At 64.1% G+C, this 25,404-nt stretch carries 24 protein-coding genes; 9 read left to right on the top strand and 15 right to left on the bottom strand.

Translation table 11 applies throughout. The annotated features are described in order from the left end of the window. The first annotated feature begins 97 nt into the window (after window positions 1-97). Window positions 98-1,039, top strand: a complete 942-nt coding sequence (locus tag BCR55_RS27105) for a tyrosine-type recombinase/integrase (RefSeq protein ID WP_065496850.1) — start codon at window positions 98-100, stop codon at window positions 1,037-1,039. 33 nt (window positions 1,040-1,072) lie between these two features. On the opposite strand, the gene BCR55_RS27100 is transcribed toward BCR55_RS27105, so the two are convergent. The 3 genes from BCR55_RS27100 to BCR55_RS27090 form a co-directional block, all read right to left on the bottom strand. Further along, window positions 1,073-1,549 (bottom strand): RES family NAD+ phosphorylase, encoded by a 477-nt coding sequence (locus BCR55_RS27100; RefSeq protein WP_053299153.1) that lies wholly within the window; start codon window positions 1,547-1,549, stop codon window positions 1,073-1,075. After that, entirely contained in the window at window positions 1,546-2,001 is a 456-nt protein-coding gene (locus BCR55_RS27095) for an antitoxin Xre/MbcA/ParS toxin-binding domain-containing protein (protein WP_006399363.1), read from the bottom strand. Before BCR55_RS27095 ends, BCR55_RS27100 begins: the two co-directional genes overlap by 4 nt. Window positions 2,002-2,493: 492 nt before the next feature. Next, window positions 2,494-3,135 carry an HD domain-containing protein gene (locus BCR55_RS27090; RefSeq protein ID WP_053299152.1) on the bottom strand — a complete coding sequence of 214 codons (642 nt, stop codon included), beginning with the start codon at window positions 3,133-3,135 and terminating at the stop codon, window positions 2,494-2,496. 212 nt (window positions 3,136-3,347) lie between these two features. On the opposite strand from BCR55_RS27090, the gene BCR55_RS27085 reads away from it, so the two are divergent. From BCR55_RS27085 to BCR55_RS27075, 3 genes are all read left to right on the top strand, one after another. Then, entirely contained in the window at window positions 3,348-4,313 is a 966-nt protein-coding gene (locus BCR55_RS27085; protein ID WP_035488515.1) for a GlxA family transcriptional regulator, read from the top strand. Window positions 4,314-4,752: 439 nt separating this feature from the next. Next, window positions 4,753-5,064 (top strand): DUF4148 domain-containing protein, encoded by a 312-nt coding sequence (locus tag BCR55_RS27080; RefSeq protein WP_006405526.1) that lies wholly within the window; start codon window positions 4,753-4,755, stop codon window positions 5,062-5,064. Window positions 5,065-5,406: 342 nt separating this feature from the next. Next, window positions 5,407-6,120: a dienelactone hydrolase family protein gene (locus BCR55_RS27075; protein WP_053299151.1), complete on the top strand. Its 714-nt coding sequence runs from the start codon at window positions 5,407-5,409 to the stop codon at window positions 6,118-6,120. Window positions 6,121-6,318: 198 nt separating this feature from the next. Here BCR55_RS27075 and BCR55_RS27070 read toward each other — a convergent pair whose 3' ends face one another. After that, window positions 6,319-7,272: a LysR family transcriptional regulator gene (locus tag BCR55_RS27070; RefSeq protein WP_006408597.1), complete on the bottom strand. Its 954-nt coding sequence runs from the start codon at window positions 7,270-7,272 to the stop codon at window positions 6,319-6,321. A gap of 258 nt (window positions 7,273-7,530) precedes the next feature. After that, the gene (locus BCR55_RS27065; RefSeq protein WP_065496846.1) at window positions 7,531-8,829 is read right to left on the bottom strand and encodes an adenylosuccinate synthase; all 1,299 of its coding nucleotides are present in this window, start codon (window positions 8,827-8,829) and stop codon (window positions 7,531-7,533) included. A 143-nt stretch (window positions 8,830-8,972) separates the two neighbouring features. Here BCR55_RS27065 and gcvA point away from each other — a divergent pair, with 143 nt between their 5' ends. After that, window positions 8,973-9,878, top strand: a complete 906-nt coding sequence (gcvA, locus tag BCR55_RS27060; RefSeq protein WP_006405521.1) for a transcriptional regulator GcvA — start codon at window positions 8,973-8,975, stop codon at window positions 9,876-9,878. A gap of 178 nt (window positions 9,879-10,056) precedes the next feature. Here the strand turns inward: gcvA and BCR55_RS27055 are convergent, their stop codons facing one another. Then, on the bottom strand, window positions 10,057-10,365 hold the full coding sequence (locus BCR55_RS27055; RefSeq protein WP_006405520.1) for a hypothetical protein: 309 nt from the start codon (window positions 10,363-10,365) through the stop codon (window positions 10,057-10,059). A gap of 1,652 nt (window positions 10,366-12,017) precedes the next feature. Between BCR55_RS27055 and BCR55_RS27050 the strand changes: the two genes are divergently transcribed. Next, entirely contained in the window at window positions 12,018-13,334 is a 1,317-nt protein-coding gene (locus BCR55_RS27050) for a replication initiation protein (protein ID WP_006405519.1), read from the top strand. Window positions 13,335-13,420: 86 nt separating this feature from the next. On the opposite strand, the gene BCR55_RS27045 is transcribed toward BCR55_RS27050, so the two are convergent. From BCR55_RS27045 to BCR55_RS27035, 3 genes are all read right to left on the bottom strand, one after another. Beyond that, window positions 13,421-14,446, bottom strand: a complete 1,026-nt coding sequence (locus tag BCR55_RS27045) for a ParB/RepB/Spo0J family partition protein (protein WP_065496844.1) — start codon at window positions 14,444-14,446, stop codon at window positions 13,421-13,423. Continuing rightward, the gene (locus tag BCR55_RS27040; protein ID WP_006399349.1) at window positions 14,439-15,134 is read right to left on the bottom strand and encodes a ParA family protein; all 696 of its coding nucleotides are present in this window, start codon (window positions 15,132-15,134) and stop codon (window positions 14,439-14,441) included. Before BCR55_RS27040 ends, BCR55_RS27045 begins: the two co-directional genes overlap by 8 nt. Window positions 15,135-16,380: 1,246 nt before the next feature. After that, window positions 16,381-17,505 (bottom strand): MBL fold metallo-hydrolase, encoded by a 1,125-nt coding sequence (locus BCR55_RS27035; RefSeq protein WP_065496840.1) that lies wholly within the window; start codon window positions 17,503-17,505, stop codon window positions 16,381-16,383. An 81-nt stretch (window positions 17,506-17,586) separates the two neighbouring features. Here BCR55_RS27035 and BCR55_RS27030 point away from each other — a divergent pair, with 81 nt between their 5' ends. Continuing rightward, window positions 17,587-18,234 carry a TetR/AcrR family transcriptional regulator gene (locus tag BCR55_RS27030; protein ID WP_065496838.1) on the top strand — a complete coding sequence of 216 codons (648 nt, stop codon included), beginning with the start codon at window positions 17,587-17,589 and terminating at the stop codon, window positions 18,232-18,234. A gap of 117 nt (window positions 18,235-18,351) precedes the next feature. After that, a complete protein-coding gene (locus BCR55_RS27025) occupies window positions 18,352-18,843 on the top strand; it encodes an NAD(P)H-dependent oxidoreductase (RefSeq protein WP_053299145.1) in 492 nt (163 codons plus the stop codon). A 31-nt stretch (window positions 18,844-18,874) separates the two neighbouring features. On the opposite strand, the gene BCR55_RS27020 is transcribed toward BCR55_RS27025, so the two are convergent. Beyond that, window positions 18,875-19,459 carry a DUF2889 domain-containing protein gene (locus BCR55_RS27020; RefSeq protein ID WP_006405514.1) on the bottom strand — a complete coding sequence of 195 codons (585 nt, stop codon included), beginning with the start codon at window positions 19,457-19,459 and terminating at the stop codon, window positions 18,875-18,877. A 685-nt stretch (window positions 19,460-20,144) separates the two neighbouring features. On the opposite strand from BCR55_RS27020, the gene BCR55_RS27015 reads away from it, so the two are divergent. After that, window positions 20,145-20,801 carry a ProQ/FinO family protein gene (locus BCR55_RS27015; protein WP_035947865.1) on the top strand — a complete coding sequence of 219 codons (657 nt, stop codon included), beginning with the start codon at window positions 20,145-20,147 and terminating at the stop codon, window positions 20,799-20,801. Between the two features lie 552 nt (window positions 20,802-21,353). Here the strand turns inward: BCR55_RS27015 and BCR55_RS27010 are convergent. The 5 genes from BCR55_RS27010 to BCR55_RS26990 all read right to left on the bottom strand — a co-directional run bounded on the left by BCR55_RS27010 (window position 21,354) and on the right by BCR55_RS26990 (window position 25,404). Next, window positions 21,354-21,719, bottom strand: coding sequence for a bleomycin resistance protein (locus tag BCR55_RS27010; protein WP_006411385.1), 366 nt, complete (start codon window positions 21,717-21,719; stop codon window positions 21,354-21,356). Window positions 21,720-21,785: 66 nt separating this feature from the next. Next, entirely contained in the window at window positions 21,786-22,394 is a 609-nt protein-coding gene (locus BCR55_RS27005) for a nitrogen fixation protein NifQ (RefSeq protein WP_065496837.1), read from the bottom strand. Beyond that, on the bottom strand, window positions 22,391-22,816 hold the full coding sequence (locus BCR55_RS27000; protein WP_006399338.1) for a molybdopterin-binding protein: 426 nt from the start codon (window positions 22,814-22,816) through the stop codon (window positions 22,391-22,393). Before BCR55_RS27000 ends, BCR55_RS27005 begins: the two co-directional genes overlap by 4 nt. A gap of 120 nt (window positions 22,817-22,936) precedes the next feature. Continuing rightward, complete coding sequence (locus BCR55_RS26995; protein WP_065496835.1) at window positions 22,937-24,442, bottom strand: efflux transporter outer membrane subunit; 1,506 nt, start codon at window positions 24,440-24,442, stop codon at window positions 22,937-22,939. After that, a complete protein-coding gene (locus BCR55_RS26990; protein ID WP_065497187.1) occupies window positions 24,439-25,404 on the bottom strand; it encodes an HlyD family secretion protein in 966 nt (321 codons plus the stop codon). Before BCR55_RS26990 ends, BCR55_RS26995 begins: the two co-directional genes overlap by 4 nt.

The raw sequence follows: 25,404 nt of genomic DNA, 5'->3' as shown, positions 1-25,404 counted from the left end.
CAACTCGTCGATGAGCGCAAGCCGCGCGTGGGTAAGCTCGCGCACTGTGCGTTCGCCCGATTTGCAGACTTCGCTGCATTGCGGCTATAACGGCGTCATGGATACGAGTCGCTGGATCGACGATCCCGTCGGGGCATTTCGGGCGTGGCAGCAAACGAGCGCGACGGGCGCGCGGCGGCAGCCGTTCGCGCCGCGCTCGATCGTGCAGCACGTCGCGATGTTCGAACGATTTCTACGCCACCTGCATGCGCACCGCGCATCGCTCGCGACGTTCGGGCCCGACCACGTCGCGACGTTTCTGACGGAACTCGAGCGCAGTTGCGCGCCCGGCACGTCCACGCGCGTGCGCTATGCGAAGCTGATCGACCGGCTGTGCCGGCATCTCGTCGAAGCCGGCGTGCGCCGCGTGCATCCGGCCGCGCGTGCGGCGCACGCGCTCGCGTGGCCCGACACCGAGCCGGAGCCCTGCTATCTGCCTCCCGACGCGGACGCCGCGCTGCAACGTCACGTGCAACCGCGCGCCGACGATACGCCCACCGCATGCAGGAACCGCGCGATCGTCGCGCTGCTGCTCGCAACCGGCATCACGTCGGCGGAAATCCGCGCCACGACGCGCGACGCACTCACGCTCGACGAACCCCGACCGGTGCTGACCGTGCCGCGCGAGCGGACACGGCCGGCACGCCGGATCGAACTCGCTGCATTTGCCGTCGCGCCGCTCGCGGCGTGGCTGGCGGCTTGCGCGCCCCATTCGGATGCGTCCGCGCGGCTCTTTCCCGCGCCGCGCGACGGCGGGCCGATGAACGACATGTTTCTGCTACTCGTCGTACGCGACGCACTCGCCGCGATGGGGTTCGAGGCGTCGGACATGAGTCCGCGTGTGCTGCGCAATACCTTCGCGCGCCGTCAGTTGCTGGCCGGTCACACGCATGCCGACGTCAGCGCGATGCTCGGCCTCGTCAGCACGCGAACCGTCACGCGCATCCGGCAAACGCTGCCGCCGAATGCGGCCGCCGACCGCGCGGCGCACGAGCGGTGAGCGCCATCGCGCAAAGAGCGCGAGCGTTACGGGTCATTCGGGCTTCGATTGAATCAGCCGCAGAATGCGGCTGTCGTACGGCGATTGCATGATCTCGACGATCCGCACGTCGGCGGCGGCGGGATGCAATGGGTTCAACAGAAAATTGTGCGCATGCGGGACGACGACGCTCGGTACGCGCAACAACGCGGTGGGCTGCGTATGCAGCCATTCGGTGCCGGCGCTGCGCGTCCAGTCGACGTTCGTCTGCCAGTCGGCCGGCGCATCGGCCTCCACGATTTCGGCGACGTCGACCGATTCGGCCGCTTCGACGCGAAGCAACTGGTATCCGCTCGGCAGCTGCGCGACTGTCGCGATTTCGAAATGAACGAGCGTCTCGAGCAAGGCGAGCGCCGGATGTTCGGCGAGATAGACGACCGGTTGCCCGGCGAAGTGCCAGCGCCCGCCGGCACGCAATCCGCCGATCCCTCTCAGGTCGGCGTAATTGCTGATTCGCCACAGCGTCGTCAAGCGAAATACCCTTCGTCGATTTGCGTCAGCGCCTCTTCGACCAACCGCGCGCCGTGTTCGGTGCTCGCCATGTCGAGCGACGTGCGGCCGCCGAAGCGTTGCAGGCCGCGGCGCAGCCACGCCATCGCCTTGTCCTGATCGCCGAAGGTGGCCGTCGCCTGCGCGACGATCCGCGCGAGCCGGATGGCCTTGTCGGACTCCTCCGGCGACAGGCGCTCGTGCGCCTGCCGACGATGGCTCAGCGTGCGCCGCGGAATGATGAACGCTAGCTCGTCCGACTTCAGGCCGCGCTCGGACAGACGGTCGATCACCGAGACATCGACGCGCGCGCTCGCCAGTTCGGCGAGATCCGCGCCCGAGCGCACAGGAATCGCGAGCAGCTGCTCGAGAATCGTGAATTCGGCCTGGCGCGGATGTGCGACGCCCGAAGGATGAAAAGCGATGGTGCTCATGAGCTGAGTCTCCGGCAATTTGCCCGTTTATTATAGGCGTTTTGCCGGAGGTCGGCGGGTTGTCGTGGAGGCGCGGTTTTTGGCCGGCGAATGGGCAGCAGGCGCAGCAGGAGGTGCGAATCGGAGATTCGCCTTGGAGGGTGGCGCGCGTCTTTCAGTATATAAAGTGACGTCGTAGGCGGGTCGGGTTGTCACGTAACAACTTATTAAGGGCCAATCGGCGAGGGTCCAGCATGGATCAGCGCTCGAGCTACCGCGCGCTGCTGTCGCGGGTTCGTTCCGTTAGAGGACGAGTCGGTCCTTACCGGCCGGGCCGCGCTGTCTGCGCCCCATTTCTAAAGCAGGAAGTCGCCCATTACGGCGCACGGGGCGATGCAGGCAGGTCCGGCCCTTCGCACCGTCAGCGGGCATTCAGCCGAGACAGCCGCAACGAATTCGTTGCGGCGGGCGACGGCCATACCCGCCCGGCCCGCCTGCAAGCCACTCCCCGAATCAGGCCGCCCACGCCGACGACCGAATCACGCTGCAGAAATTCGTCGCATGAAAATGCGGATCCTTGTCGGCGAGCACGTCCGCCTTCACATTGCCGAACGTCGTGTGCGGCTTATGTTTGATCCCGTCGTAGAACGCCTGAATGATGTCCTCCTTGAAGTGCGGTGTGCGCGGATGCGCATGAACGACAGCTTCGCGCTCGACGTCCGTGAATTCGGAATACGCGAGGCCGAGCACATCCATTTCGACGCCGGCCGTCACGAGCGCGATCACCGGATGCATGTGCTGCGGAATGCCCGGCGTCGTATGCAGCGCGATCGACGTCCACACGAGGTCGATGTCTTGTTGAGCAATGCCCTTGCTCTTGAGAAAATCGCGCGCCGCATTGGCGCCGTCCACCTCGAAGCGCTCGCACGCACTGCTGTGCCGATGCGTCAGCCCCATGTCGTGAAACATGCACGCGCAGTAGAGCAGCTCCGGATCGTACTTCAGCGCCTGGCGGCGACCGGCAAGCGCCGCGAAGTAGTACACGCGACTCGAATGGTGGAACAGCAGCGGGGACTCGGTATCGCGGACGAGTTCGGTGATCTCGCGCGCCAATTGGCTATCGGGAATCGTGATGCCGGCAACGTTCACAGTCATGGTCGACCTCCATTGAAGATATGTCGATTTTGTGCATCGCGAACGCTGTCTTCAACAGACGTATTACGCCAAATCCTGCCATTTTGCGCGATCGGCTGACGCGGCCGGCAAAGCGTGTCCGATTCGGCCCGCAGCACCGCTTCAGTCCCGCCCCGTGCGGCTCGCGCACGTCTATACTGCAACGCGTCGCGTTGTCAGTCATGCCATCGTTCATGCCGAAAGTCGTGGGTGTTTTTGCCGTCCCGGGTGTTCAGTTGCTCGACGTTTCCGCGCCGCTCGACGTGTTCGCGCAGGCGAACGTCGAATACGGAAAAGCGTTCTACACGCTGCGCGTGATCGCGTGCGAATCGGGGCCGATCCGCAGTTCTTCCGGCGCGCAACTGTTGCCTGACTGGGTCGCGCCAGACGTCCCGGCGCGCATCGATACGCTGCTCGTCGCGGGCGCGCCGGGCGCGGGGCGCATCGCGCTACGCACCGACGTGCTTGCATGGCTACGCTCCGCGGCCGTACAGAGCCGGCGATACGGCTCGATCTGCACGGGTGCGTTCGTACTGGCGGAGACCGGCCTGCTGAAGGGCCGCCATCTGACGACGCACTGGGCCGTGGCCGAAGCGCTTGCCGAAGCACATCCGACGATCACCGTCGACGCCGACGCGCTATACGTGCGCGACGGCAAGCTCCGTACCGGCGCCGGCGTGACGGCCGGCCTCGATCTCGCGCTGGCACTCGTCGAGGAGGACCTCGGACGCGACATCGCCCGACGCGTCGCGTCGCAGCTCGTGATGTTCTTCAAGCGACCGGGCGGGCAGCTGCAGTTCAGCCGTAAAGGCGAAGCGCGGCCCGCCGGCCGCTCGGTGCTGCAGGAAGTGCAGCGCTGGATCGCGGCGCATCCGGAACTCGCGCACTCGGTCGCCGACCTGGCGAAGCACGCAGGCATGAGCCCGCGACACTTCGCGCGGCTGTTCCGCGCGGAAGTCGGCATGACGCCGGCCGCGTGGGTCGAAGCGACGCGCATCTCGGCCGCGCGTCAGTTGCTCGAGAACGGCCGCGATACGCCGAAGCAGGTCGCAGCGAAATGCGGCTTCGCCAACGTCGATACGCTGCGGCGCTCGTTCGCGAAACACGTCGGCATCACGCCTGCCGAGTATCGGAAACGGCAGGCCATCGTGACCGAATAGCAGCCGCGTGGCGCGCGTCTTCGTCGGCGTTGTCTTTGATCCGGTGCGTCGCGTTGTTTCGCATTGCTCGGTGCCGGCGGGGTCGACCCGATGATGCTTCAGGGCTCGCGTCCATACAGCCGATGACGGCACAACACGTTGTGTTGACAACCTTTTCTCGTTTCACTCGACAAGCGCTTTTCGATGCCCGGGCATGCGGACGCGCTGCTGCGCACGCGTCCGTTGCATCGCGCCGATTCGGCCGCCGCGGCGCGTGCTCCGCCTACATCGTCCAATCTCCAGACAAATGGCGCCTGCCCCGCAATCCGCGAATCGTTTACTCGGTTGCAATAATGATTCGCCCGCACGCGTATTTCCGGTCCGTTACGCGATCGCTACGATGCAATCGACCGCTGAACGCAAACAGCGAAGCGCGAAATCAACGAAACCGGAGGTCATCATGAAGTCGTTCATCTACGCTGCCGTCGCAGCCGCCGCACTGTCTGCATCGTATGGCGCGTTGGCGCAATCCAACCCATCGGGTCAACTGACGCGCGAGCAGGTGCGCGCCGAACTCGTCCAGCTCGAACAGGCCGGCTACAAGCCGGAAGTTTCCGACACGCAGTATCCGCGCGCGCTGCAGACCGCGCAGGAACGCGTGACGAACGCCGATGCAACCGGATACGGCGCGCAAGCTGCGCCGCGCATTCATGCCGGCCGCGTCGCCGCCGCCCGCCAAGACGGCCGCGATTCGATCTACTTCGGCCAGTAATGCCGCCTGCGTACTGCGGTACGCGCGCGCCGTGCCTCGCACCCCGCTGCCGATCATCGGGGCGGGGTGTTGTTTTGTCGGCGCGTGCACATCGATGCAGGCGTGCATGCCAACGCGCGCACCGTGACACGCAGCGACACGATGCGCCCCCTCCCCCGCCGCTCGGCCTGCCGTCCTGAACGCCGGCACCCCGCATTTGCGCATAGAATGGCCGCGTGGTCGGCGCCGGCCGCAGCGAACGCGAGCGTCATCTCGAACCGCCGGGCAAGCCCCGATCGTCATCGCGTTCGCCGGCCGACTCCGATGCCGCATCAATGGCATTTTTCGAAAAGGAGCGGTTTCATGTCTCAAACATCCGGTTCCATGATCACGTTTCGCCGCCCGGACGGCCAGGAGCTGCAAGGCTACCTCGCGACGCCGGAGAAGACCGACGGCGCGCCCGCGGTCGTCGTCATTCAGGAATGGTGGGGCTTGAACGACCAGATCCGCGGTGTCGCGGATCGCCTCGCGCGCTGCGGTTACTTCGCGCTCGTGCCCGATCTGTATCGCGGCAAATCGACCGTCGAGGAAGAAGAAGCGCACCATCTGATGACGGGGCTCGATTTCGGCGATGCCGCGTCGCAGGACATTCCCGGCGCCGTCCAGTATCTGAAGACGCGCGCCGAGCGCGTCGCCGTGACGGGCTTCTGCATGGGCGGTGCGCTCACGCTGCTGTCGCTGCAATTTGCGGACGCCGACGCCGGCGTCACCTGGTACGGCTTCCCTCCGCTCGACTATCTCGATGCGTCGAAGATCAAGGTGCCGGTGATGGGTCATTGGGGCACGCAGGACGCGTTCTTCACGATCGACCAGGTCGACGCACTCGAAAAGAAGCTGAGCGACGCCAAGGTCGACATCGAATTCCACCGGTATCTCGCTCATCACGCGTTCGCCAACGAAACGGCCGTCGGGCCCGGCCGCATCGCTGGCACGCAGTTCGATCCGGTGTGGTCGCAGTTCGCGTGGGACCGAACGCTGACGTTCTTCGGCCGCACGCTCTGGCAAAAGGCGGCCTGACGGCCGTTGAACGGGCGAGCGCAACGCTCGCCGCTCGATCGATGTATCGCTCTTGCCGGCACGGTCGCATGCAGCGGCGCGGCCGGCAACATGCGCACCGATTGCGAACCGGAGTACGTGGCGCGCCGCTTCCGCAAAAGCCGCGCATCCGATGCCAAGGATTCCGTATCAATGATGGCCGCACGTGCGGCCGATATGTCATGCGTTCGCGCGCGACTCCTGTGCCGCACAGAGCGCGGCCTCGTCGGCCGCGAGCATTTCAGGCACGCACTCGCGCAGAAAATCGACGAACGTCCTGATCTTCGCATCGAGATACTGACGAGACGCATACAGCGTATAGACGGTCAGCTTCTGCAGCCGGTACTCGGGCAACACGCGCACGAGCGCTCCGCTCGCGAATGCCGGCAAGGCCGTCGACATCGGCAATGCGCCGATGCCGAGACCGGCGCGCAGCCCTGCGCCGAGTGCGTCGGCGATGTTCACCTGAAAGTCCGGCAACGGCAGTTCGAACGTCTCGCGGCCGTTGGGTCCATCGAGATGCCAGCGATCGCGCGGAAAGATCGGCGTGACGATCTGCAGGCAGGCGTGCCCTTCCAGATCGCTCACGGTACGCGGCGTGCCGCGCTCTTTCAGATATGCAGGCGACGCGCACAGCACGCTATGCATTTCGCCGAGCCGCTGCGAAACGAGGCCGGAGTCGGGCAGTTCGGCCGTGCTGAGCTGCAGCGACACGTCGTAGCCTTCGTCGATGATGTCGGGCACATGCTGCGACAGCGTCAGTTCCACCGCGACCGACGGATAGCGCTGTCGATAGCGAACGACCGCAGGCACGACGTACGCCTGCCCGAAGCTCGTCGTCGCGTGCACGTGCAATCGCCCCGACGGCTTTGCCTGCGCGTCGGCCGCCTCGGCTTCGGCTTCGTCGATATACGCGAGAATCCGCTGGCAACGGTCGAGGTAGCGCTGGCCTGCGTCCGTGAGCGCAATGCGGCGGGTGCTGCGATTCAGCAGACGCGTGCGCAGATGCGTTTCCAGCTGCGCGACCGAGCGGGATGCGTAGGCTGTCGTAATGTCCAGCCGCTGGGCGGCGCTCGTAAAGCTGCCCTCCTCCGCGACCCGGACAAAAATGCGCATCATCTGTAACGTGTCCATCGCCATGTCCCCGGGATTGAAACCGCACCGTGCCGCGGCGTCGCCGCGTGTCTCCGTCGTCGAGAGCCGCTACGACTGCGGCCGGTCCGGCGCGAATTGTGCGGAACAGTACAGCAGCGTCGGTAGCGTGTCCAGTTCGCCGTGCGCGGTCTCGTGCGGTGCCCGCAGCGCGGCGGAAGAACGCGTTCCGCAAGGCGTGCGAACGGGCATATCGCGCCGTCCGACGTCATGCCGGGACGGCACGATACGCCCTGTCCATTAGACGCGCGGCGCCGGGTCGAACGGATCGCGCAACACGATCGTGTCGTCCCGTTCCGCGCTGGTCGTGATCATCGACACGGGGACGCCCGCGACCGCTTCGACGCGTGCGATGAACGCCTGCGCGGCATGCGGCAACGCTGCACGCTCGCGCACGCCCTTCACGCTGCGTTGCGAGCCGTCGAACCGCTCGTACACGGGCCGTGCACGCGCTTGGGCATCGAGACTCGCGGGCAGATGGTCGACGCGCGCGCCGTCCAGTTCATAGCCGACGCAGAGCTCGATCGAGTCGAAGCCGTCGAGCACGTCGAGTTTGGTCAGCGCCAGCGAATCGATACCGGACACCCTGACGGCCTGACGCAACTGCGCGGCATCGAGCCAGCCGCACCGCCGCGGCCGGCCGGTGTTCACGCCGAATTCCTGTCCGCGCGTGCGCAGCGCTTCACCGGTCGCGTCGGTCAGCTCGGTCAGGAACGGGCCGCCGCCCACGCGCGTCGCGTAGGCCTTCGTCACGCCGAGCACGTGCCCAAGCTTCGACGCGCCGAGCCCGGTCCCGGCCGCCGCCGCGGAGGCCACGGTTGCCGACGACGTCACGAACGGATACGTGCCCCAGTCGATGTCGAGCATCACGGCCTGCGAGCCTTCGAAGAGGATGTGCTCGCCGCGGTCGGTCGCGTCGTTCAGGTCGGCCCACGCCGGCCGCACGAACGGCAGGATCTTCGGCGCGACGTCCATCAGCCTGTCGAACATCGCATCGCGCGAGCAGACCTCGAGGCCAAGGCCACGGAACCATGCGTTGTGATAGTCGACCAGCGCCTCGAGCTTGTCGGCGAGGCGGGCAGGTTCGGCAAGATCGCCGACGCGCAGCCCGCGGCGGCCGACCTTGTCCTCGTACGCCGGCCCGATTCCGCGCAGCGTCGTGCCGATCGGCTCGCGGCGCAGCCGCTCCTGTGCCTCATCGAGTGCGCGGTGAATCGGCAGCACGAGCGTCGCGTTTTCGGCGATCGACAGGTTGTCCGGCGTCACCTGCAGCCCTAGCTCCGCCATTCGCGCGATTTCGGCGAGCAGCGCTTCCGGATCGAGCGCAACGCCGTTGCCGATCACGCCGCGCTTGCCGCGCACGATGCCGCTCGGCAGCAGCGCGAGCTTGTACGTCTTCCCGCCGACGACGAGCGTGTGACCGGCGTTGTGACCGCCGTTATAGCGCGCGACGACATCGGCCCGTGCCGCCAGCCAATCCACGATCCGCCCCTTGCCTTCGTCGCCCCATTGGGCGCCTACCACGACCACATTTGCCACGCTCGATTCTCCATGTGAGAAATTCAGACACTCGCGTCGGCCGATGCGGCCGCTCGTGTGGCATAGTCGCAAAGCGTCTCCCGGCAATCAAACGATTAAATCTGAGCGATCTCGTCAGAAAAACTCACACGGACTCGAAAAGCATGGCACGTCGACTTCCGCCGCTGAATTCGCTACGCGCATTCGAGGCCGCCGCGCGACTGGGTAGCTTCACGCTCGCCGCCGACGAACTGTGCGTCACGCACGGTGCGATCAGCCGGCATGTACAGCAGCTGGAGACCTGGCTCGGCAAGCCGCTGTTCGAACGTCTGAATCGACGCGTCGTGCTCACCGATGCAGGGCGTACGTATCTTGCGGAAGTCGGCGCATCGTTCGATCGCATCGCGCTCGCGACTGCGCAGCAGTTCGGGCAAGGCCAGCAGCGCGTGCTGCGCGTCAATGCGCCCGCAACGTTTTCGTTGCGCTGGCTGGTGCCGAAACTGTCGTCGTTTCAGGTCGCCCATCCAACGATCGAGGTGCGGCTGTCGACGTCGAACGAGCCGATCGACAAGCTGCGCGACAGCGCCGATCTGATCATCCGCGGCGGCCCGCAGACGATCGACGGTTACGTGGCCGACGAATTCCTGTCCGAAGTCCGCTTGCCGGTGTGTGCGCCGAAGCTGCTCGAGCGCACGCCGCTGCGCACGCCGGCCGATCTGGCGAACTTCACGTTGCTGCATGCGGCCACCTATCCCGGCATGTGGCCGGAATGGCTCGCAGCGGCCGGCTGCCCGAATCTCGCGCCTCGGCATGCGCTGACGCTCGAACATTTCTACCTGACGCTGCAGGGCGCGCTCGACGGACTCGGCGTGGCAATGGGGCCGATCGCGCTCGTCGCCGACGATATTGCCGACGGCCGGCTCGTGCAGCCGTTCAGCGGCCCGGCGTTGCCGGCGTGGCGGTATTTCACCTACGTGTCGGCCACGCGGATCGACGATGAAGCGGTACGCGCGTTCAGGGACTGGCTGAAGCTGGCGGGACGTGCGGAGCGTTCGGGCGGTCTGCGCTGATCGGCGTGTGAGGTGCCTGCCGGATGGGCCGGATGGGCATGCCGGGGAGCCCGGCGTAGAAGGGATTGTCGAGACGCGATGTGTCGATCGCCGATCGAAAGCGACTCGTGGAGCGCCGCAGTCATCGCTGCGGCGCGCAAGCCGCGAGGACATCCGCGGCTTGCGAACCGGTCGGCGCTTACTGGCCCGAACCGGCGGCCTTCTTCTCGGCGTTCTGGAGGTTCTGCGGATAATTCGGATCGTTGACGGCCGGCTTGTAGCCCGCATCCTCGAGCTTCTTCAGCTCAGCGGTATTCTTCGCGCGCGCCGCCTTGCGTTCGGCTTTGCGTTTGGCACGTGCCGCCTTGCGCGCTTCCTGCTTGGCAGCCTTGGCATCCTGCGCGGCCGGTGCGCTCGCATCCGACTGCGCAAACACGGGCGCCGTCGAGCCAAGCAGGAACGCAGCCGCAGTCGCGGCCAGCATCAGTTTTTTCGTCTGGATTCGCATCGCTGAACTCTCTTGTGTAATGGGTCACGGACAGACAGCACATCGAGATACCACCCCTGCTCCCCGAGCGGTAGAGAAACCGGACGGGGCCTGTGCATCATAACCGCGTTACGCGACGGCCGGGTTCACGTCGCGATGGTGGCTTGGGGATACGTTTATGGGAGATATCTGGCCGAGTTGGGCTAGCCCGGGTGAAGCTGCGGCCGATTTGCGGTTCGATCGGATTTGGGAACGAAGCTGTTATCGCGATGTGAAAGATCGTGTGAGGTGCCAAGCGCGACAGTGCTACTCGCAGTGGTTCAGCAAGGGTCCGGCGAGCGGGTTGTCCAAAGCGGCGCGGCTCGGTGAGGACAAGTCTGCTTGCCACAAGTCCGCTCGACAGCGATTCAACCGGGTGAATGGTCGTCTGCCCCACAGCTGTTTCCGTGCGGCGCCCGCGTCGATTGCGTCCGGAATGACACGACTGCGCTGCCTGGATGCTCCCATAGACGGGAACCTATACGGTCCGATCGCCGTTTTGCGGGCGGTTTTCTCCCATAGGTTTCTACGTTTGCAGTTTGTGAGTAGGTACTCACATGTGAGGCCACGTTGGACGTGTAAGTCCTTATTAGCAAAAGGAATTCTTGCGTTACTCAACTCCGGTGAGCACCACTGTGACAGTCACCTTGAACCACGTTGGCATCGTTGGGTAGCGGTTTATGGGGTAGGTCTTTCTGCAAAAGCACACGTGTGTTTACATCTTTAGAAAGCAACGTTTACTTCTTTAACTACTTTTAGCAGCCTCACAGCCTTGTCCAGTAAGGGTTTGAAGGGGGATCGGTACCCATTTATGGGAGCACAGGTAGAAGATCGTGGGGGGTGAGGTCTGTGGATTTGGGGGATTGGGTACCAGCCTGTGGGGAACCGGGGATGTGGATATGGGAAGAGCGTACCCGTCTATGGGATTTCAGACCGGAAATGGCTTGGGTAGCCATCTATGGGATCGCCTTCAGGTAGCCATTTATGGTGCGTTGCTGCGAAATGCCGAATGTCGAGAGGCATTGCGTTCCTGTTTGGGTAGCCGTTTATGGTATCGGCGAAAGGTAGCCGTTTATGGGCAGCGGTTCGGCGCTCGGGATGGCATCGAAGGTCATGCGCGCGGCGTGGTCTCCCATAAACAGGTGCCTCCGACGAGAAAGGTACCCTTTTATGGGAACGCAGTAAGGTAGCGGTTTATGGGATGCTTTGGCGCGGCCCCTGCGGCGATCGTGCGAAACCTCTCACTGTCGATGCGTTTGAAGGTATCCATTTATGGGATTTTGAAAAGGTAGCCGGCTATGGGAGAAAATCGCGACCGTGCTGCACGGCACCACGAAATGCCGGTTCCGTTCCGGTTCAGCCGGATAAGTTCCCATGGAAGGCTACCTTCGATTCGGCAAGCGCCATGCCGGGCGCGGGTGTTCGAGCGTCAAAGGTAGCTGTTTGTGGGACGCATTTTGGCCGAAAGGTATATGCCTATGGGACGACGCGCCGATCGACACATAAAAAATTTCCCTTTTGCGTCGACGGCTTAGCGTCCGTTGTGCAAGTGACGCTGGAACAGGGGCGTTGCTCGCCGCCGCGAAAAGGTATAAAGTCCGCCCTCAATACGGTCACCTTATCCGGACACCACGATGCCGCGCAAGCCCGCAAGCAAAGGCTCCGACAAACAGGTTTCGCTGTTTCAGACACCCGAGCCTCCCGACTTGCTGCGCAAGGCGGTCCAGGCGATTCACATCGCGCCCAAGTCGGGGAAGATCGGACTGCAGCAGCGCAAGATGTTCAGTTCGCTCATCAAGAACGCGCTTCGGCAGGAAGCGTTCGAGCCCGGCCGCACGAGCTTCTCGATTTCGATTGCCGCGCTTTCGCACGAGAGCGGGCTGAACAGCAACAACACGAAGTACGTGAAGGATACGGTCAATTCGCTGATCAGCACCGTCGTGAACTGGGACTACCTCGCCGCCGACCGGTCGACCGTGTGGAAGGCGTCGGGCTTGCTGGCGGGCGCGGAGCTCGAGCAATCGGTCCTGAAGTACAGCTTCTCCGACCAGATTCGCAGCGAACTGCTCAACCCCGAGATCTATGCGTTGATCGATATGCGCATCGCGCGCGAGTTTCGTCGATCGCATTCGCTTGCGCTGTGGGAAAACACCGTGCGCTACGAAGGGATCGGCATCACCGCCAAGATCCCGCTGCCGAAGTTCCGCGACCTCATTCTGGGTCAGGACAAGGCATCGCAGTCGTACAAGGAGTACAAGCTGTTCAAGAGCAAGGTCCTCGTGCCGTGCATTCAGGAGGTGAACGAAGTATCGGACCACACGCTTGAACTGATCGAACACAAGTCGGGCCGCAGTGTCGAGGCCGTGCAGTTCAAGGTCACGCGCAAGCCGAGCGCCGATACGGTCGAGGAAGGCGACGTCAAGAACGAAGCGCTCGTCGATGAGGTCGCGAAGTTCGGCATCCCGCGCTCCGAAGCGCGTCGGCTCATTACGCAATATGGCGTACAGCGGATCAAGGCGGCGATCGCCTATACGCTCAATCGGACTACGAAAAAGAACGCCGCGCCGATCGACAACGTGGCCGCGTATTTCCGCAAAGCGCTGACGCACGGCTACACGCTGTCCGACGGACAAGGCGCCGAGACCGGCGCAGCAGTCCAGGAATCCGCGCAAAGCAAGCAGGAGCAGATTCGCGACAAGTATCTGGCCGCGAAGGTCGAGGAAGCCGGCGCGTATTTCCGCGAGCTCGAGATCGACGATCAGACCAAGCTGATCGAACGCTACAACGAGACCGTTGCCGGGTCGAAGGACCTGACGCTGTCGCCGAAGAAGAAGGCAAGCAAGCTCGCACAAACGAGCTTCTTCCGCTGGCTCGCGCTCGACACCTGGGGCGAGCCGACGTCGGACGATCTGCTCGAGTTCCTGCTCAAGAGCAGCCTCGCCACCAACTGAACGAGACCGCGCGGATCCGCGTCCACGTACGTCGGATCGCTCCGACGTGGCGTGCGGCGTGGACGCGAGGTCTGCGTTGTTTCGTTTTACTGCTGTGCGGCGGTCAGTGCGGCGACGTATTCGTCGATGACGGCCTTGAGCTTGTCGGCGAGCGCTTCCTGATGGGTTGCGTCCACGCCCTTCAGCTGCAGGTCGAGACGCCCGTCGGGATATGTCTTCAACTGGCCGATCGCGCGTGACTCGAGCGCGAAATCGTGACGGACGCTGTAGCGCGTACGTCCCGCCTTCTTGGTGTCGTCGCTCTGCGCGCGCAGGAAGTTCTCGAGGTCGCGCACCGACTTCTTGCGATCGATGACGGCCGTCAGCAGACGGTCGGCGGTCGCCTCGCCCAGGCGCTCGAAGATCAGCTTAAGGAAATACGCTGCCTGCAGGCCGACGATGTCGCTCGCGGCCGCCATGCGCTCGAGCAGCGTATTCGGCAGGGCGTTCAGCGACAGCGTCTTGCTGATCGATGCCTTGTCCTTGCCGATCTTTTCCGCGAGCGTGTTCTGGTCGGGGAAGACCTTCTCGTCGAGCAGGCGCTTCCATGCCACTGCGTCGTCGAAGATCGTCTGGCGTTCGTGATCGTGGTTGGCGCGATACGCGATCGTATAGAGTTGCTCCGGCGTGTGATCGGTGCGGAACGTCGCGTTGATCGTTTCGTCGCCGTTGATGCTCGTGGCGCGCAAGCGGCGTTGACCGTCGATCACGACGAGCTTGCCCGGAAACTCCGGCAGCCGCGTGACCTTGATCGGCTCGATCTGCCCTTCTCGCTTCAACGTCAACGCGAGTTCGTGCAGGCTCGATTCGGAGTAGAACACGCGCGGATTGAACGGGTTCGGAATGCAGTCCTTGACGGCGACGCGTTGCGGCGCGCCGAGATCCAGCGCATCGGGTGGCGTGACGCCGGGGGCGGCCGCCACCGCGGCGCCGACGCCTGTTTTCGCCGCCGAGGGCGGCTCGGGTATGCGCGTTTCGAGCGCCGCGTTTTCTTGCGCGAGCCCGCGCAGCAGCCCTGCCGCGAGATGCAGATTGCCGGTCGGCTTTTTCTCTTTGGATGTGTCCTTAGCCATGAGCGGCTCCCGTTGCGCGCGTCGATGCGATGTATTGGGCCATTTCGGTCACGAGCTTTTCGATCTCGGCACGAGCCTCTTTCAGCCCCTTCAGATACCGGTTGTGATGGTGAATGGTCGTGCCGAGCGCGAACGTTTGGCGATAGACCTCGCGTTGTGCGATCTGGCTGTCGAGCAGATGCTCCCCTATTTCTTCTGCTCTTAGAATCTTTAAAATTTCTTCACGCATTTTAGTTTTTCCATTGACGCTATTCAGCATTAATGCGGAAGAGAGATTGGGATTGCGAACGGCGCGCATCGACTCGATCATGCGGATCATCGCGACGGTGCTGTACAGGTCGGCCGGCGACGGCGACAACGGCACCAGGCAGAAATCGGCCACTTCGAGCACGGAGGCAATGCGTGGGTCCTCAAGGTTGCCGGGACAGTCGACGACGATGACGTCGAAGTTTGCATCCTGTTTTTTTATTTCGGCGCCGATGCCGCGCCCGGCAGGTGCCAGCGACAGGACCGTCATCGGAAGCGTGTTCTCGCCGCTCGTTACCCAGCGGACGGAAGTGCCTTGAGGGTCGGCGTCGATCAGCGCGACTTTGTTCCCGCCGGCTTCGAATGCCGCGGCGATATTGACGGAGATGGTTGTCTTCCCCGTTCCACCTTTTTGATTGCTTACGGCGATTTTGAAGGCCATTAAATTCTCCACGGAGTTTTGCGTAATATATTCAGCGAAACGCTGATTGTCCAGACAAACGCTTTCACAAAGCTCGATTTTTTACGAAATGTGGTTGTCACGTGACAAGTAGGTCGAATGGCTGGGTGGCTCGGATCACGACGCTGGATAGAAAAATGATCGTGCGGCGATTCCGGAGCACGCGGGTTGATAGGTCTCGTTAAATTGCGCTTCGCGAACGCGGGACTATAGAAGTGCGACAGTAGGGCGGGCGGTTGTTACGTGACAACCGGGATGCCCGTAGCGACGTACCTCCACGGCGCTCGCGCAGGAGAACGACGCTGAGTTAGGCGCCTTTTTCGATAAATTGGGCTCCCGTTGCGCTTGTCGCGGCCCCTCTGGTTCGCGGTTGTTACGTGACAACTACCGCCGGCGACGCTCAGCGGGCTGCCGGGGTCTGCCGCCTTAAATCAACGCCCCTTTTGCTGCTTCATCTCCTCGACGATCGTGTCAGTAGGTCCCTGACGCCTACGACGTTCCGTAACTGCAGAAGTGCGTAGCACGGCTGCGGGAGTCGAGTTGTCACGTGACAACGACGTGGGCCGTTGGATATCGCTCCGGGCGGCTCGAAAGAAGAGAGGGCGCTACGTTCGCCGCGGAAAGACCGCCGTTGGAATCGGGCCGGGCGGCATCGGGCTCAACTGCACGCCGGCCGAGTTAGCAGCTGCCGCATCATGCAACGATGTGTCCCTAATAAAAGGGCACCGGAAACCCCGCCTTGCATCGCAACGCTCTTGATTACACGTCGGACGCTGGCGATCTCCGCCAATGTGCTCGAGTGGGCCGAGCGTAGTGACGTGAAAACCGCCCTCTGCAGGCTTTGAGCGCAACCGTGAAACAATCGCGAAAAATTGAAGCGCCGCGGGGATCCTTTTGGCACAAGGGTTTACGCTGGATTGCTCAAGCTGTTTCACGGAGAATACACCGCGTTAGGGCGGGAAACGGGGGCGGATGACGGCTCACGCCTCAGGACATTACCCGGTGAGCTTCTTTGAGAGTGACGCTGTATTGATTGATACGTGTTAGGTTGTGATCAATACGAATCGCCCGTGCACAAGATTCATTGCCGAGTCTGATGCCCGAAACGGCGGTCATGCCGCGCGCCGATCCCGGCCGGTTGTCACGTGACAACGCGTGTGCAAACCGACGCAACGCACGGTTTGGACGAGGGCCTGCCGATATTCGCAAGGGGATATCGCCCGTGAGCTTACCTCTCGGCTTCCGCCGGACACAACCGCCAGCGGCGCGCCTTCCTTCCGGACGCGCTTTTCGCCTCAGGCACGGCCCGCCACCATTGCTCGCCGCGATGCGGTGCATCGAGATCGAGACGTTCACCCATCCGCGGCGTCGACAGTGCAACGCCACGCGCCACAGCCAGTGCCGTCACTCTTTCGAACGGATCTTGCCAACGATGCATGGCAAGGTCGAATGTCCCGTTGTGTATCGGTACGAGTCGTCGTCCGCGCAGATCGATATGAGCCTGAACCGTTTCTTCTGGCTGCATATGCACGTACGGCCACTGCGCGTCGTACGCGCCAGTCTCGATCAATGTCACGTCGAACGGCCCCAAGCGCTCGCCGATTGCCTTGAAGCCATCGAAGTAACCGGTGTCCCCGCTGAAGAACACACGAAGATCGCCATCGACGATGACCCATGACGCCCACAGCGTGCTGTCGCCATCGAACAGGCTTCGGCCGGAGAAATGCTGCGCGGGGGTGGCCGTCAGCGCCAACCCATCGATCTTGACGCTTTGCCACCAATCGAGCTGCTGCACTTTCGCTGCATCGACGCCCCATTCGATCAAGCGGTCGCCGACGCCCAGCGGCGTGACGAATACGCGAGTCGTTGAAGCGAGCGCGAGCACCGTTTCACGATCGAGGTGATCGTAGTGATCGTGCGACAGGATGACTCCGCGCAACGGAGGCAAGTCGCCGAGCGCGATCGGCGTAGGGTGGAACCGCTTCGGACCGAGCGTGCGGAACGGCGATGCGCGCTCCGAAAACACGGGATCGCACAACCACCATTCGCCGCGCAACTTGATGAGCAGTGTCGAATGCCCAAGACGGTACAGGCTGCGGTCCGGCGCTTCGTCGAGTTCGGATACGGTCAGCCGATCGACGGGCAGTGCAGCGGCGGGCATCGTGCCTTGTGGTTTATTGACGAGCATGTTCCATGCGATCCGGAGCATCTTCCCGAATCCCTCGGCTGGCCGCGGCCTCACGTTGACGAAGCGCTCGCCGTTATGCTGCGTTGAACGACGACCATACGCGCGACTACGCTTCCCGGCCGTAAGGCCCAGCGCGCGCTGCACATAAGTAAAAGGTGAGTCCATGTTGGACTCGTCCGAAAAAGTACACTCAGCAGTGTAGTTTCTTATTCGAAAAAGTAAACTGCGCGGTGTAAAATTTTTCGAATGAACACCATCTCGTCTCCACAGCGCCTCACCGACCGCAAGCGTGCTGCCATTGTCGATGCGGCGATCGAGGCGTTTCTCGCTTCCGGTTACGACGCAACGAGCATGGATCGAATCGCTGCCCACGCCGGCGTATCGAAGCGCACGGTCTACAATCATTTTCCGAGCAAGGACGCGCTGTTCGTCGCGATCCTGCAGAAACTGTGGAACGCGACGCAGGACGACGGCACACCTGCATATCGCGACGATGTCCCGTTGCGCGAGCAACTCGTCGCGCTGTTGAATCGCAAACTAAAGTTATTGAACGACGAGTCGTTCCTGGCACTTGCGCGTGTCGCGATCGGCGCGGCGATGCATTCGCCGGAGCGCGCACGCGACATGGTCGCGCGCCTCGGCGAGCGCGAAGAAGATGTCACCGTATGGATCCGCGAAGCGTCCGCCGCTGGACGTTTGTCTGTATCGGACCCTATATTCTCCGCCCAACAACTGCATGGCATCGTGAAGGCGTTTGCGTTCTGGCCGCAATTGACGATGGGCCAGCCGCCGCTCGATTCGCAGGAGCGACTAAGGGTTGCCGAATCGGCGGCCGACATGTTTCTCGCGCGCTACTCGCGCGCCGACGGCAAGGACGCCCCGGTCAAATCGTGAGATTGAGCGCACTTCCTGCGCGGGGCGGCGAGGCCGGAATCGCTGAAGCCTGCTGCGCTTATCGACACCGATATGCATATCACCAGTACGGACGCATCGGAGCGTGAGGACCGATCGATGAAAACGCTGCTGATCGTCTATCACACGATGACCGGCGGGACGCGGCAGATGGCCGAGGCGGCGGCCGCGGCTGCACGCGACGAATCGAGTGTCGACGTCCGGCTGCAGCGCGCGGATGCGACTACGCCGGAGCACGTATTGACCGCCGACGCGTATCTCTTCGCGACGCCGGAAAATCTTGCGGCGATGTCCGGCGTCATGAAGGATTTCTTCGATCGCTGTTATTACCCCGTCCTCGATCGCGTGAACGGCCGACCGTACGCGGCGATGATCTGCGCGGGCAGCGACGGTCAGAACGCGCTACGCCAGATCGATCGGATCGCGACCGGCTGGCGACTCAACAACGTGGCGCCGGGCCTGATCGTATGCACGCATGCGCAAACACCGGAGCGCATTCTTGCGCCGAAGACCATCGGCGCCGCCGATCTGGCGCGCTGTGCGGAGCTCGGCGCAGCGCTCTCGGCAGGACTGGCGCTCGGCATCTTTTGATTCGTGATGCCGTCGCCGCATGCGCGCTCGACTAATCTCCCGTCTTCGCCGCTTCCGGTCGATGATGTTCCGGCCAGAGACGCTTTACGAGATCGCGCGAAGCGCCGTAGGCATAGCAGCTGTCGATTTTCACCGGCTTGCCGTTGCTGTCGTACTCGTTCAGCGACGACGGGCGAAATCCGACCATCGTCTGATACGCGGCCGTCGCGAGCGGCGTAAGGATCTCCTTCAAATGCGTGCAGGTGTCGCACGATGGCAGACGCTTGCGGACCTCGCTGTTCCACCCGGCACCGATGCGCAGGCCGACCAGCGCCTGCAGCGAATCGCCGCCGCCGGGACATTGCGCGTACGGATGCGATTTGATGAAGGTGGAAACCGCGCGAACGATCATGTCGCCATCGAAGACAAGCGTGACGCCCAGATCGTGAATCGGCGCATGTGCGGCGATCATCCGCGCATCGCCGGGCGGCGTAAAGTCGACAGGCTTTCGGTCCGTCAGACACGCCGTCACTTCGAACAAGCCGTCGCTGCGTCGATAACCGCGCATGTCGATCTGCCGATGATGAATTTCCTCGCGCGTGACGTCTTCCTGCGCGGTGTCGTGTGGGGAAACCATGGATCTGCTCCGTTGCGCAACCGGGTTTGCATAGGCAATGTGTATGCGGCCCGGCACGCGATAACGTGAACGCACAACAGCCGGACGCTGCACGACATACTACGCACTTTCGTGCTTTTCGGCAGCGATGCGACTCGGGACGAAAAGGATGCGTACGCAACGAAATAGACGGGCATCGACGCGCGTTTCGCGCCGTCCGTTCATCGCACCGCTGAGGCTGCGGGATATAGGTGGCAAGATTCGCGCGATCTTGCGCAACGCGATCTCGACTCCTCATGGCACCATGCCTCCGTCTCACGATTGGAGAATCGTTCCTTCCCGTCGCGCAGCACGCCGCCACACCGGAAATCATCGTGCCCAATTGCGCCTGACATCCCGTCCATTTTCGTTACCCAGCACCGCCGCTTTCCTGCGCTCACCGACCCGTCGGTCGCAGTCCGCGTCCGCGCATTCCGGCCGATCCGGACCAGTGAGTCAGCCGTCATCCGCGCGTACCGGTATACTTCGACTCCTGCCTTGTCCGGCATCTTGGCCGGTGCCTGAAACAGTGGCGTGCGCGATGCGGTTTCGTCGCGATCCGCGTCGGCGGCAGATGCTGCAGCCGATGCGGCGAAGCGCGTGGTCCGACGTCGATACGCGCGATGGCCGCGCGAATCACGCCTTACACTCCTGGTGGATTGAATTTATGGGTTTTGAACAACTTGCCGAATTGCGGGCGCAGCTCGCAGCGAAGGCCAAGCAGGAACGGAACGCGAAGCGGCCGGCAACGCGTCCGGACACCGGCGCGAAGCCGTCCGGCGATCGTCCGCCTCGCGGGGCCAAATCGGGTGCCGGCACCAAAGCAGCGACGAGCGCGAAGGCCGCGCCGGCAAAGCCGTCGGCGCCCGTCGATCCCGTGATCGTCGCGATCGGAAAACTGCAACGGCGTTTTCCGCGCGCTTTCCCGAAGAATCCGGCACCGAAGGTGCCGCTGAAGGTCGGCATCTGGGAAGACCTCGCGCGCGAAGCACAGACGCTCGGTCTGAGCGAAGCGGAGCTGCGCGATGCGATGTCGACGTGGTGTCGCGGCAACCGTTACTGGTCGTGCCTCGTTGAAGATGCGGTCCGCGTCGACCTGCAGGGCAACGAAGCAGGGCGCGTGACGCGCGACGATGCGGCGCGTGCGCGACACCTGAAGTCGCGGCGTCCCGGCAAGAGTGCTGCGAAGCCGGCGAAGGGCGCGCAGCAGCCGAAGGCCGACGCGCAGACGGACGCCGCCGTGCAGCAGCCGGCCGCCGCGGACACTCAACGGCCGGCAGAACCGGCGCCGCAGGTCGAACAGCAAGCGGCTGGTAACGAGTAAGGTCGGATACGTCGCCGCGCCATCGCGCGGCGACGTCTTCGGCGGCAGGCATGCAGCCGACCTGTCGCGTCGTTCTGAACTGCGGCGCGGTAAACGCGAAGTGACAAATGTCACCGCGCGAGCAGCGGCATGGATGCTTGCACGGTTCATCGACGCGTAGCATTTCGCGTTCCCAAGCGAAGTCGGCACACGATTCGTGCGAAGTGCAGCTCGGAAAATTCGTGATCCTGATCGAGCGACGACACATACCGTTCGCCATGAACGAACGGACTTGAGCCCATTGCGCTGCCGATGCTCCGTGTTCGAGACCACATCCTGCGCCGACATCGCCATCGTCCATGGTCCCTTTCGACGCGAGGCTCGCCGGAAATGATGCGATACCTTCGCCCATCTCTCGATGAGCAACGCGACGCCTGGTAAGCAAGGCGCACGCGTTCATCAATCGGGCGCAATCTTCAGTGACCGACGCACCAGGCGTAACCACCGTACCGACAGCATCCGCGCACGGCGCACCGCCCACCGTTCGCCCCACAAGCCCCCAACGGCCTACATTCACCCGCCGTTCTGAACCAGCCGAATCAACGTTCCATCGAGATCAACCAGCGCACCGACCTTACCACCCCACGCCTCGCGCTTTGGCCGATGCACGCGAGGCCATCCGGTCGTCGTCTCCGGTATGCCGGCCGCGATCACTTCATCGAAGAACGCGTCGACGTCGTCGAGGCGAAAACAGCAGCTGAACCAGCTTTCAGCCGGATCGAGATCGGCATGCCGAAAGAACTCGAGTAACAGATCGCGTCGCCGCAGAATCATCCAGTCTTCATCGCGCCAGGTTTCGATAAAACCGAACTTGGCGTAGAAGCGCGACGTCGCGTCGAAATCGCGCGAGGGCAGATTGGGGCTGGCAATATCCGTCATGGCGAGATGCTCCGAGTAGCGGCACAGCGAACCGAGGCGACGCAGTCACGCAACCGTCGCGACCGACTATCGCTGCGGAGGAAAGCAAACAGGAAAGTCCTCGCAGCCCGGACATCCGGGCGCGGGCCCCGGCGGCAAGCCGAGCGATGCAGCGGCTTCCTGCGCAAGGAATTTCTTCCAGCGCAGCTGGCGGACGTTGCGCGCCGCGACCGCAGGAAAATAGCGATCGAGCATCGTCGCGACCGCGTCGCGGCCGTCGAGCCCGAGATCGCGCCACAGATGATCACCGCGCAGACACGCATGCGCGATGATCGAAGCGACGCAGTCGGCGTCGTCGACCGCCACTGCAGCGCCGACATCGCGCATCAGCAGTGCATGCAAGGTCGCGACGAACGTGGCATGTGCGGGCGGCAAGGAGCGAACGATAAAAGGCGCTGCCAATGCCGCGGCGACGTCGCCGGACAGCGCCGGAAAATGTCGCGCGAGCAGCCGCATCAATTGCGCGTGCGACAGACCGAGCAGCGCGAGCTCGTTGCGGCGCGCGCGCGCCGCAACGAGCATGGCGAACAGTCTCGCGTCCGGATTGCGCTGATCGACCGCGCCCGACAGCAGCGACGGCAACGTCTCGGCGCCCGCCGCACACGCGCTCGCATCAACCGGCTTCGAATCCTTCACTCGATGCCGACGATCACGCTCGATGCCTTGAACATCGCCGTCGCGGCGCTGCCGCTCGCGAGTCCGAGTCGCTCGACGCTATCGTTCGTGACGATCGCGATGATCTCGGTGCCGCCGGCCGTCCTGATCGCGACCTCCGAATTCACGGCACCCTTCGCGACCGACGCGACGGTGCCCGCGATGCAGTTGCGCGCCGAGACCTTGCCGGCATCGACATCGACCATCACGATGACCGACGACGCCTTCACGAGCGCGAACGCTTTCGTGCCTGTCGACAGGCCGAGCGACGCGGCGCTGCCGTGCGTGATGACCGCGACGATCTCGAGGCCGTCCTGCGTGCGCAGCGTGATTTCGTCGTTGACGGCGCCCGTCTTGACGGCGCTGATCTGACCGGTGAATTGATTGCGGGCACTGGTTCGCATGGCGAGTCTCCGGGGACGGGCCGCATCGCGCGCGGCAAATGGACAACGAAAGTGCGGTCGAGTTTACCGCCGATGCGACCGGCGTGCGGCATTCGCCCTGCACGACACGCTTATCGCGCGTTATTCGCCGCGCCGTCCGCCGTCCGCCGTCGCCGGCCGTGCCGACGACGTCTCCTGCTGCGATGCAGCGGGCGTCGCGTCACCTTCCCATCCGCCGCCGAGCGCGAGAAACAATCTCACCTGATCGGCCGCGACCTGTCCTTCGGCGGCCGCGACTTGCGCGTGCACGCTGGTCAGCGTGCGTGTCGCGTCGAGATCGGCGATGAACGACTCGCGTCCGGCGCGATAGAGCCGATGCGTTTCGTCCGCGGAGCTGCGTGCCGACTCGTACGCGGTACGCAGTTCGTCCGCGCGCTGCACGTCGGCCGCATACGCGGCGAGGCTCGACTGCGTTTCGCGCAGCGCATTCAGTACGACGCCGTCGAAATGCGCGAGCGCACCGCCGGTCGCGGCTTCGGCCTCGCGCACACGCGCGCGCTGTCCGTTGACCGGAAAGGTCCAGCTGATCAGCGGGCCGAACGACCAGCGATTCGTCGTCGACGAGAAGAGATCGGCGGCGACGCCGACCGATCCCGCCGACGCGCCGATGCTGATCGACGGATACAGCGCGGCGGTCGCGACGCCGATGCGCGCAGTCGCAGCCGCAAGTTGACGTTCGGCCTCGCGCACGTCGGGACGGCGGCGCAGCAGCGCGGCGCCGTCGCCGATCGGAATCGGCCGGCGCAGCTTCGGCAGCCGTGCGCATTCGGTGACGGCCTTCGGCAAGTCGGCCGGTGCGCGCGCGAGCAGTGCGGCGAGTTGGTACTGCGCGATCTTGCGGCGGCTTTCGAAGCGCGGGATGTCGGCGGCGAGCGTGCGGACCTGCGTGACGCCGCGCGTCACCTCGGTCTGATTGCCGCGACCGACGTCACGCAGCCGCTGCGACAGCGCGACACGCTGCCGCTGCAGCGCGACCGATTGCTTCGCGATCTCGAGCTCCTCACCGGCCGAACACGCTTCGACGTAAGCGCGCACGACGTCGGCGACGACCGTGATGCGCGCGAGATCGGCGGCGGCCTGCACGGCCTCGCTGTCCGCGCGCGCCGCTTCGACGCCGCGCCGCAGCTTGCCGAACAGATCGATCTCGTACGACACGTTGATGCCGACCGACCCTTCGTTGACGACCGGCAGCTTGTTCTCGAGCAGATACTGCTCGGCCGATTCCTGCGCGCGTTGCACCGCGGCTTCGGTGCGGCCCGAGAAGCCGCCCTGCTGGTTCGCGACCTCGAGCGCCGCACGCGATCGCGCGAGATTGGCCGCCGCGACGCGCAGGTCGGTATTCGACGTCAGCGCGCTGCGCACGAGGTCGTTGAGCGCCGGATCGTCGTACAGCTGCCACCAGTTGCCGGGTACCGCATCGTGCGAAACGAGCGTCCCGTTCGCATCGTCGAGCGCGTGATTGGCAAGCGGTGCGTTCACGTACGCCTGCTGCGGCAGCGTGTAGTCGGGGCCGACCGATTTGCATGCGCCGAGCGCGAGGGCGAGCGGTGCAAGCGTCGCCGCGACGCGAAGACCGGGCCGCTTCATTGCGACGCTCCCGCCGCGCTGGCGGCCGTGCCGGACGCGGTAGGTGCGACAGGTGCGGCCGGCGCGACCGGCTGCGCGCGATCGCGGCGCCGCGCATCGGGCGCGCGCACGGCGACGGTCGCGGTGCGCCCCGCGATCATGCGGAAATCGTCCGGCACTTCGTCGAGCGCGACGCGCACCGGCACGCGCTGCGCGAGCCGCACCCAGCTGAAGGCGGGATTCACGTTCGGCAGCAGGTTCGACCCTTGCGTGCGGTCGCGATCCTCGATCGCCGCGACGATGCTCTGCACGTGACCGCGCAGCGAGTGCGGTTCGCCCATCACGAAGATGTCGACGGGCTGACCGATATGGATGCCGCGCAGCTTGGTTTCCTCGAAATAGCCGTCGACGCGGAACGAGTTGCGATCGACGACCGACAGCACGGCACGGCCGGCCGGCACGTATTCGCCGACGCGCGGTGCGCGATCGTTCAGATAGCCGTCGACGGGGCTCACGACGGTCGTGCGCTGCAGATTCAGCTTCGCGGTGTCGAGCGACACCTGCGCATCCTGCACCGCCGCTTCGCCTTGCTCGACGCGCGTGCGGCTCTCCTCGACCTGCTCGCTCGCGACGAGATTGCCGAGCTGCAGGTTGCGCGCATATTCGCGCTTCGCTTGCGCGAGCGTCGCGCGGCGCTGGGCGAGCGTCGCTTCGGCGAGCCGTTCCGCGAGCGCGTAGCGCGCGCGGTCGATCACGAACAACACCTGCCCACGCGTGACGGCCTGGTTGTCGGCGACTTCGACGGACGTGATCAGCCCCGACACGTCGGGCGCGACCTGAATTACGTCGGCGCGCACGTGCCCGTCGCGCGTCCATGGCGAGAACATGTAGTAGTCGATCACGCGCCATAGCACGAGCGCGGCGACGACGACGACGATCAGGGTGAGCAGGACCTGTCCTGCCGAGAGCCAGGGTTTTTTCAC

Source organism: Burkholderia sp. CCA53 (assembly GCF_001685525.1).
In the GTDB taxonomy this organism is placed as follows: domain Bacteria; phylum Pseudomonadota; class Gammaproteobacteria; order Burkholderiales; family Burkholderiaceae; genus Burkholderia; species Burkholderia multivorans.
The sequence above is the reverse complement of the archived record's forward strand: the minus strand, read 5'-3'. Positions and strand labels throughout refer to the sequence as shown.

What these genes read in the sequence shown, in the direction of transcription:
- BCR55_RS27105 (WP_065496850.1), top strand. Translation starts at nt 98, where the DNA reads ATGGATACGAGTCGCTGGATCGACGATCCCGTCGGGGCATTTCGGGCG.
- BCR55_RS27095 (WP_006399363.1), bottom strand. Translation starts at nt 2,001, where the DNA reads ATGAGCACCATCGCTTTTCATCCTTCGGGCGTCGCACATCCGCGCCAG.
- BCR55_RS27090 (WP_053299152.1), bottom strand. Translation starts at nt 3,135, where the DNA reads ATGACTGTGAACGTTGCCGGCATCACGATTCCCGATAGCCAATTGGCG.
- BCR55_RS27085 (WP_035488515.1), top strand. Translation starts at nt 3,348, where the DNA reads ATGCCGAAAGTCGTGGGTGTTTTTGCCGTCCCGGGTGTTCAGTTGCTC.
- BCR55_RS27080 (WP_006405526.1), top strand. Translation starts at nt 4,753, where the DNA reads ATGAAGTCGTTCATCTACGCTGCCGTCGCAGCCGCCGCACTGTCTGCA.
- BCR55_RS27075 (WP_053299151.1), top strand. Translation starts at nt 5,407, where the DNA reads ATGTCTCAAACATCCGGTTCCATGATCACGTTTCGCCGCCCGGACGGC.
- BCR55_RS27070 (WP_006408597.1), bottom strand. Translation starts at nt 7,272, where the DNA reads ATGGACACGTTACAGATGATGCGCATTTTTGTCCGGGTCGCGGAGGAG.
- gcvA (WP_006405521.1), top strand. Translation starts at nt 8,973, where the DNA reads ATGGCACGTCGACTTCCGCCGCTGAATTCGCTACGCGCATTCGAGGCC.
- BCR55_RS27055 (WP_006405520.1), bottom strand. Translation starts at nt 10,365, where the DNA reads ATGCGAATCCAGACGAAAAAACTGATGCTGGCCGCGACTGCGGCTGCG.
- BCR55_RS27050 (WP_006405519.1), top strand. Translation starts at nt 12,018, where the DNA reads ATGCCGCGCAAGCCCGCAAGCAAAGGCTCCGACAAACAGGTTTCGCTG.
- BCR55_RS27045 (WP_065496844.1), bottom strand. Translation starts at nt 14,446, where the DNA reads ATGGCTAAGGACACATCCAAAGAGAAAAAGCCGACCGGCAATCTGCAT.
- BCR55_RS27040 (WP_006399349.1), bottom strand. Translation starts at nt 15,134, where the DNA reads ATGGCCTTCAAAATCGCCGTAAGCAATCAAAAAGGTGGAACGGGGAAG.
- BCR55_RS27035 (WP_065496840.1), bottom strand. Translation starts at nt 17,505, where the DNA reads ATGGACTCACCTTTTACTTATGTGCAGCGCGCGCTGGGCCTTACGGCC.
- BCR55_RS27030 (WP_065496838.1), top strand. Translation starts at nt 17,587, where the DNA reads ATGAACACCATCTCGTCTCCACAGCGCCTCACCGACCGCAAGCGTGCT.
- BCR55_RS27025 (WP_053299145.1), top strand. Translation starts at nt 18,352, where the DNA reads ATGAAAACGCTGCTGATCGTCTATCACACGATGACCGGCGGGACGCGG.
- BCR55_RS27020 (WP_006405514.1), bottom strand. Translation starts at nt 19,459, where the DNA reads ATGGTTTCCCCACACGACACCGCGCAGGAAGACGTCACGCGCGAGGAA.
- BCR55_RS27015 (WP_035947865.1), top strand. Translation starts at nt 20,145, where the DNA reads ATGGGTTTTGAACAACTTGCCGAATTGCGGGCGCAGCTCGCAGCGAAG.
- BCR55_RS27010 (WP_006411385.1), bottom strand. Translation starts at nt 21,719, where the DNA reads ATGACGGATATTGCCAGCCCCAATCTGCCCTCGCGCGATTTCGACGCG.
- BCR55_RS27000 (WP_006399338.1), bottom strand. Translation starts at nt 22,816, where the DNA reads ATGCGAACCAGTGCCCGCAATCAATTCACCGGTCAGATCAGCGCCGTC.
- BCR55_RS26995 (WP_065496835.1), bottom strand. Translation starts at nt 24,442, where the DNA reads ATGAAGCGGCCCGGTCTTCGCGTCGCGGCGACGCTTGCACCGCTCGCC.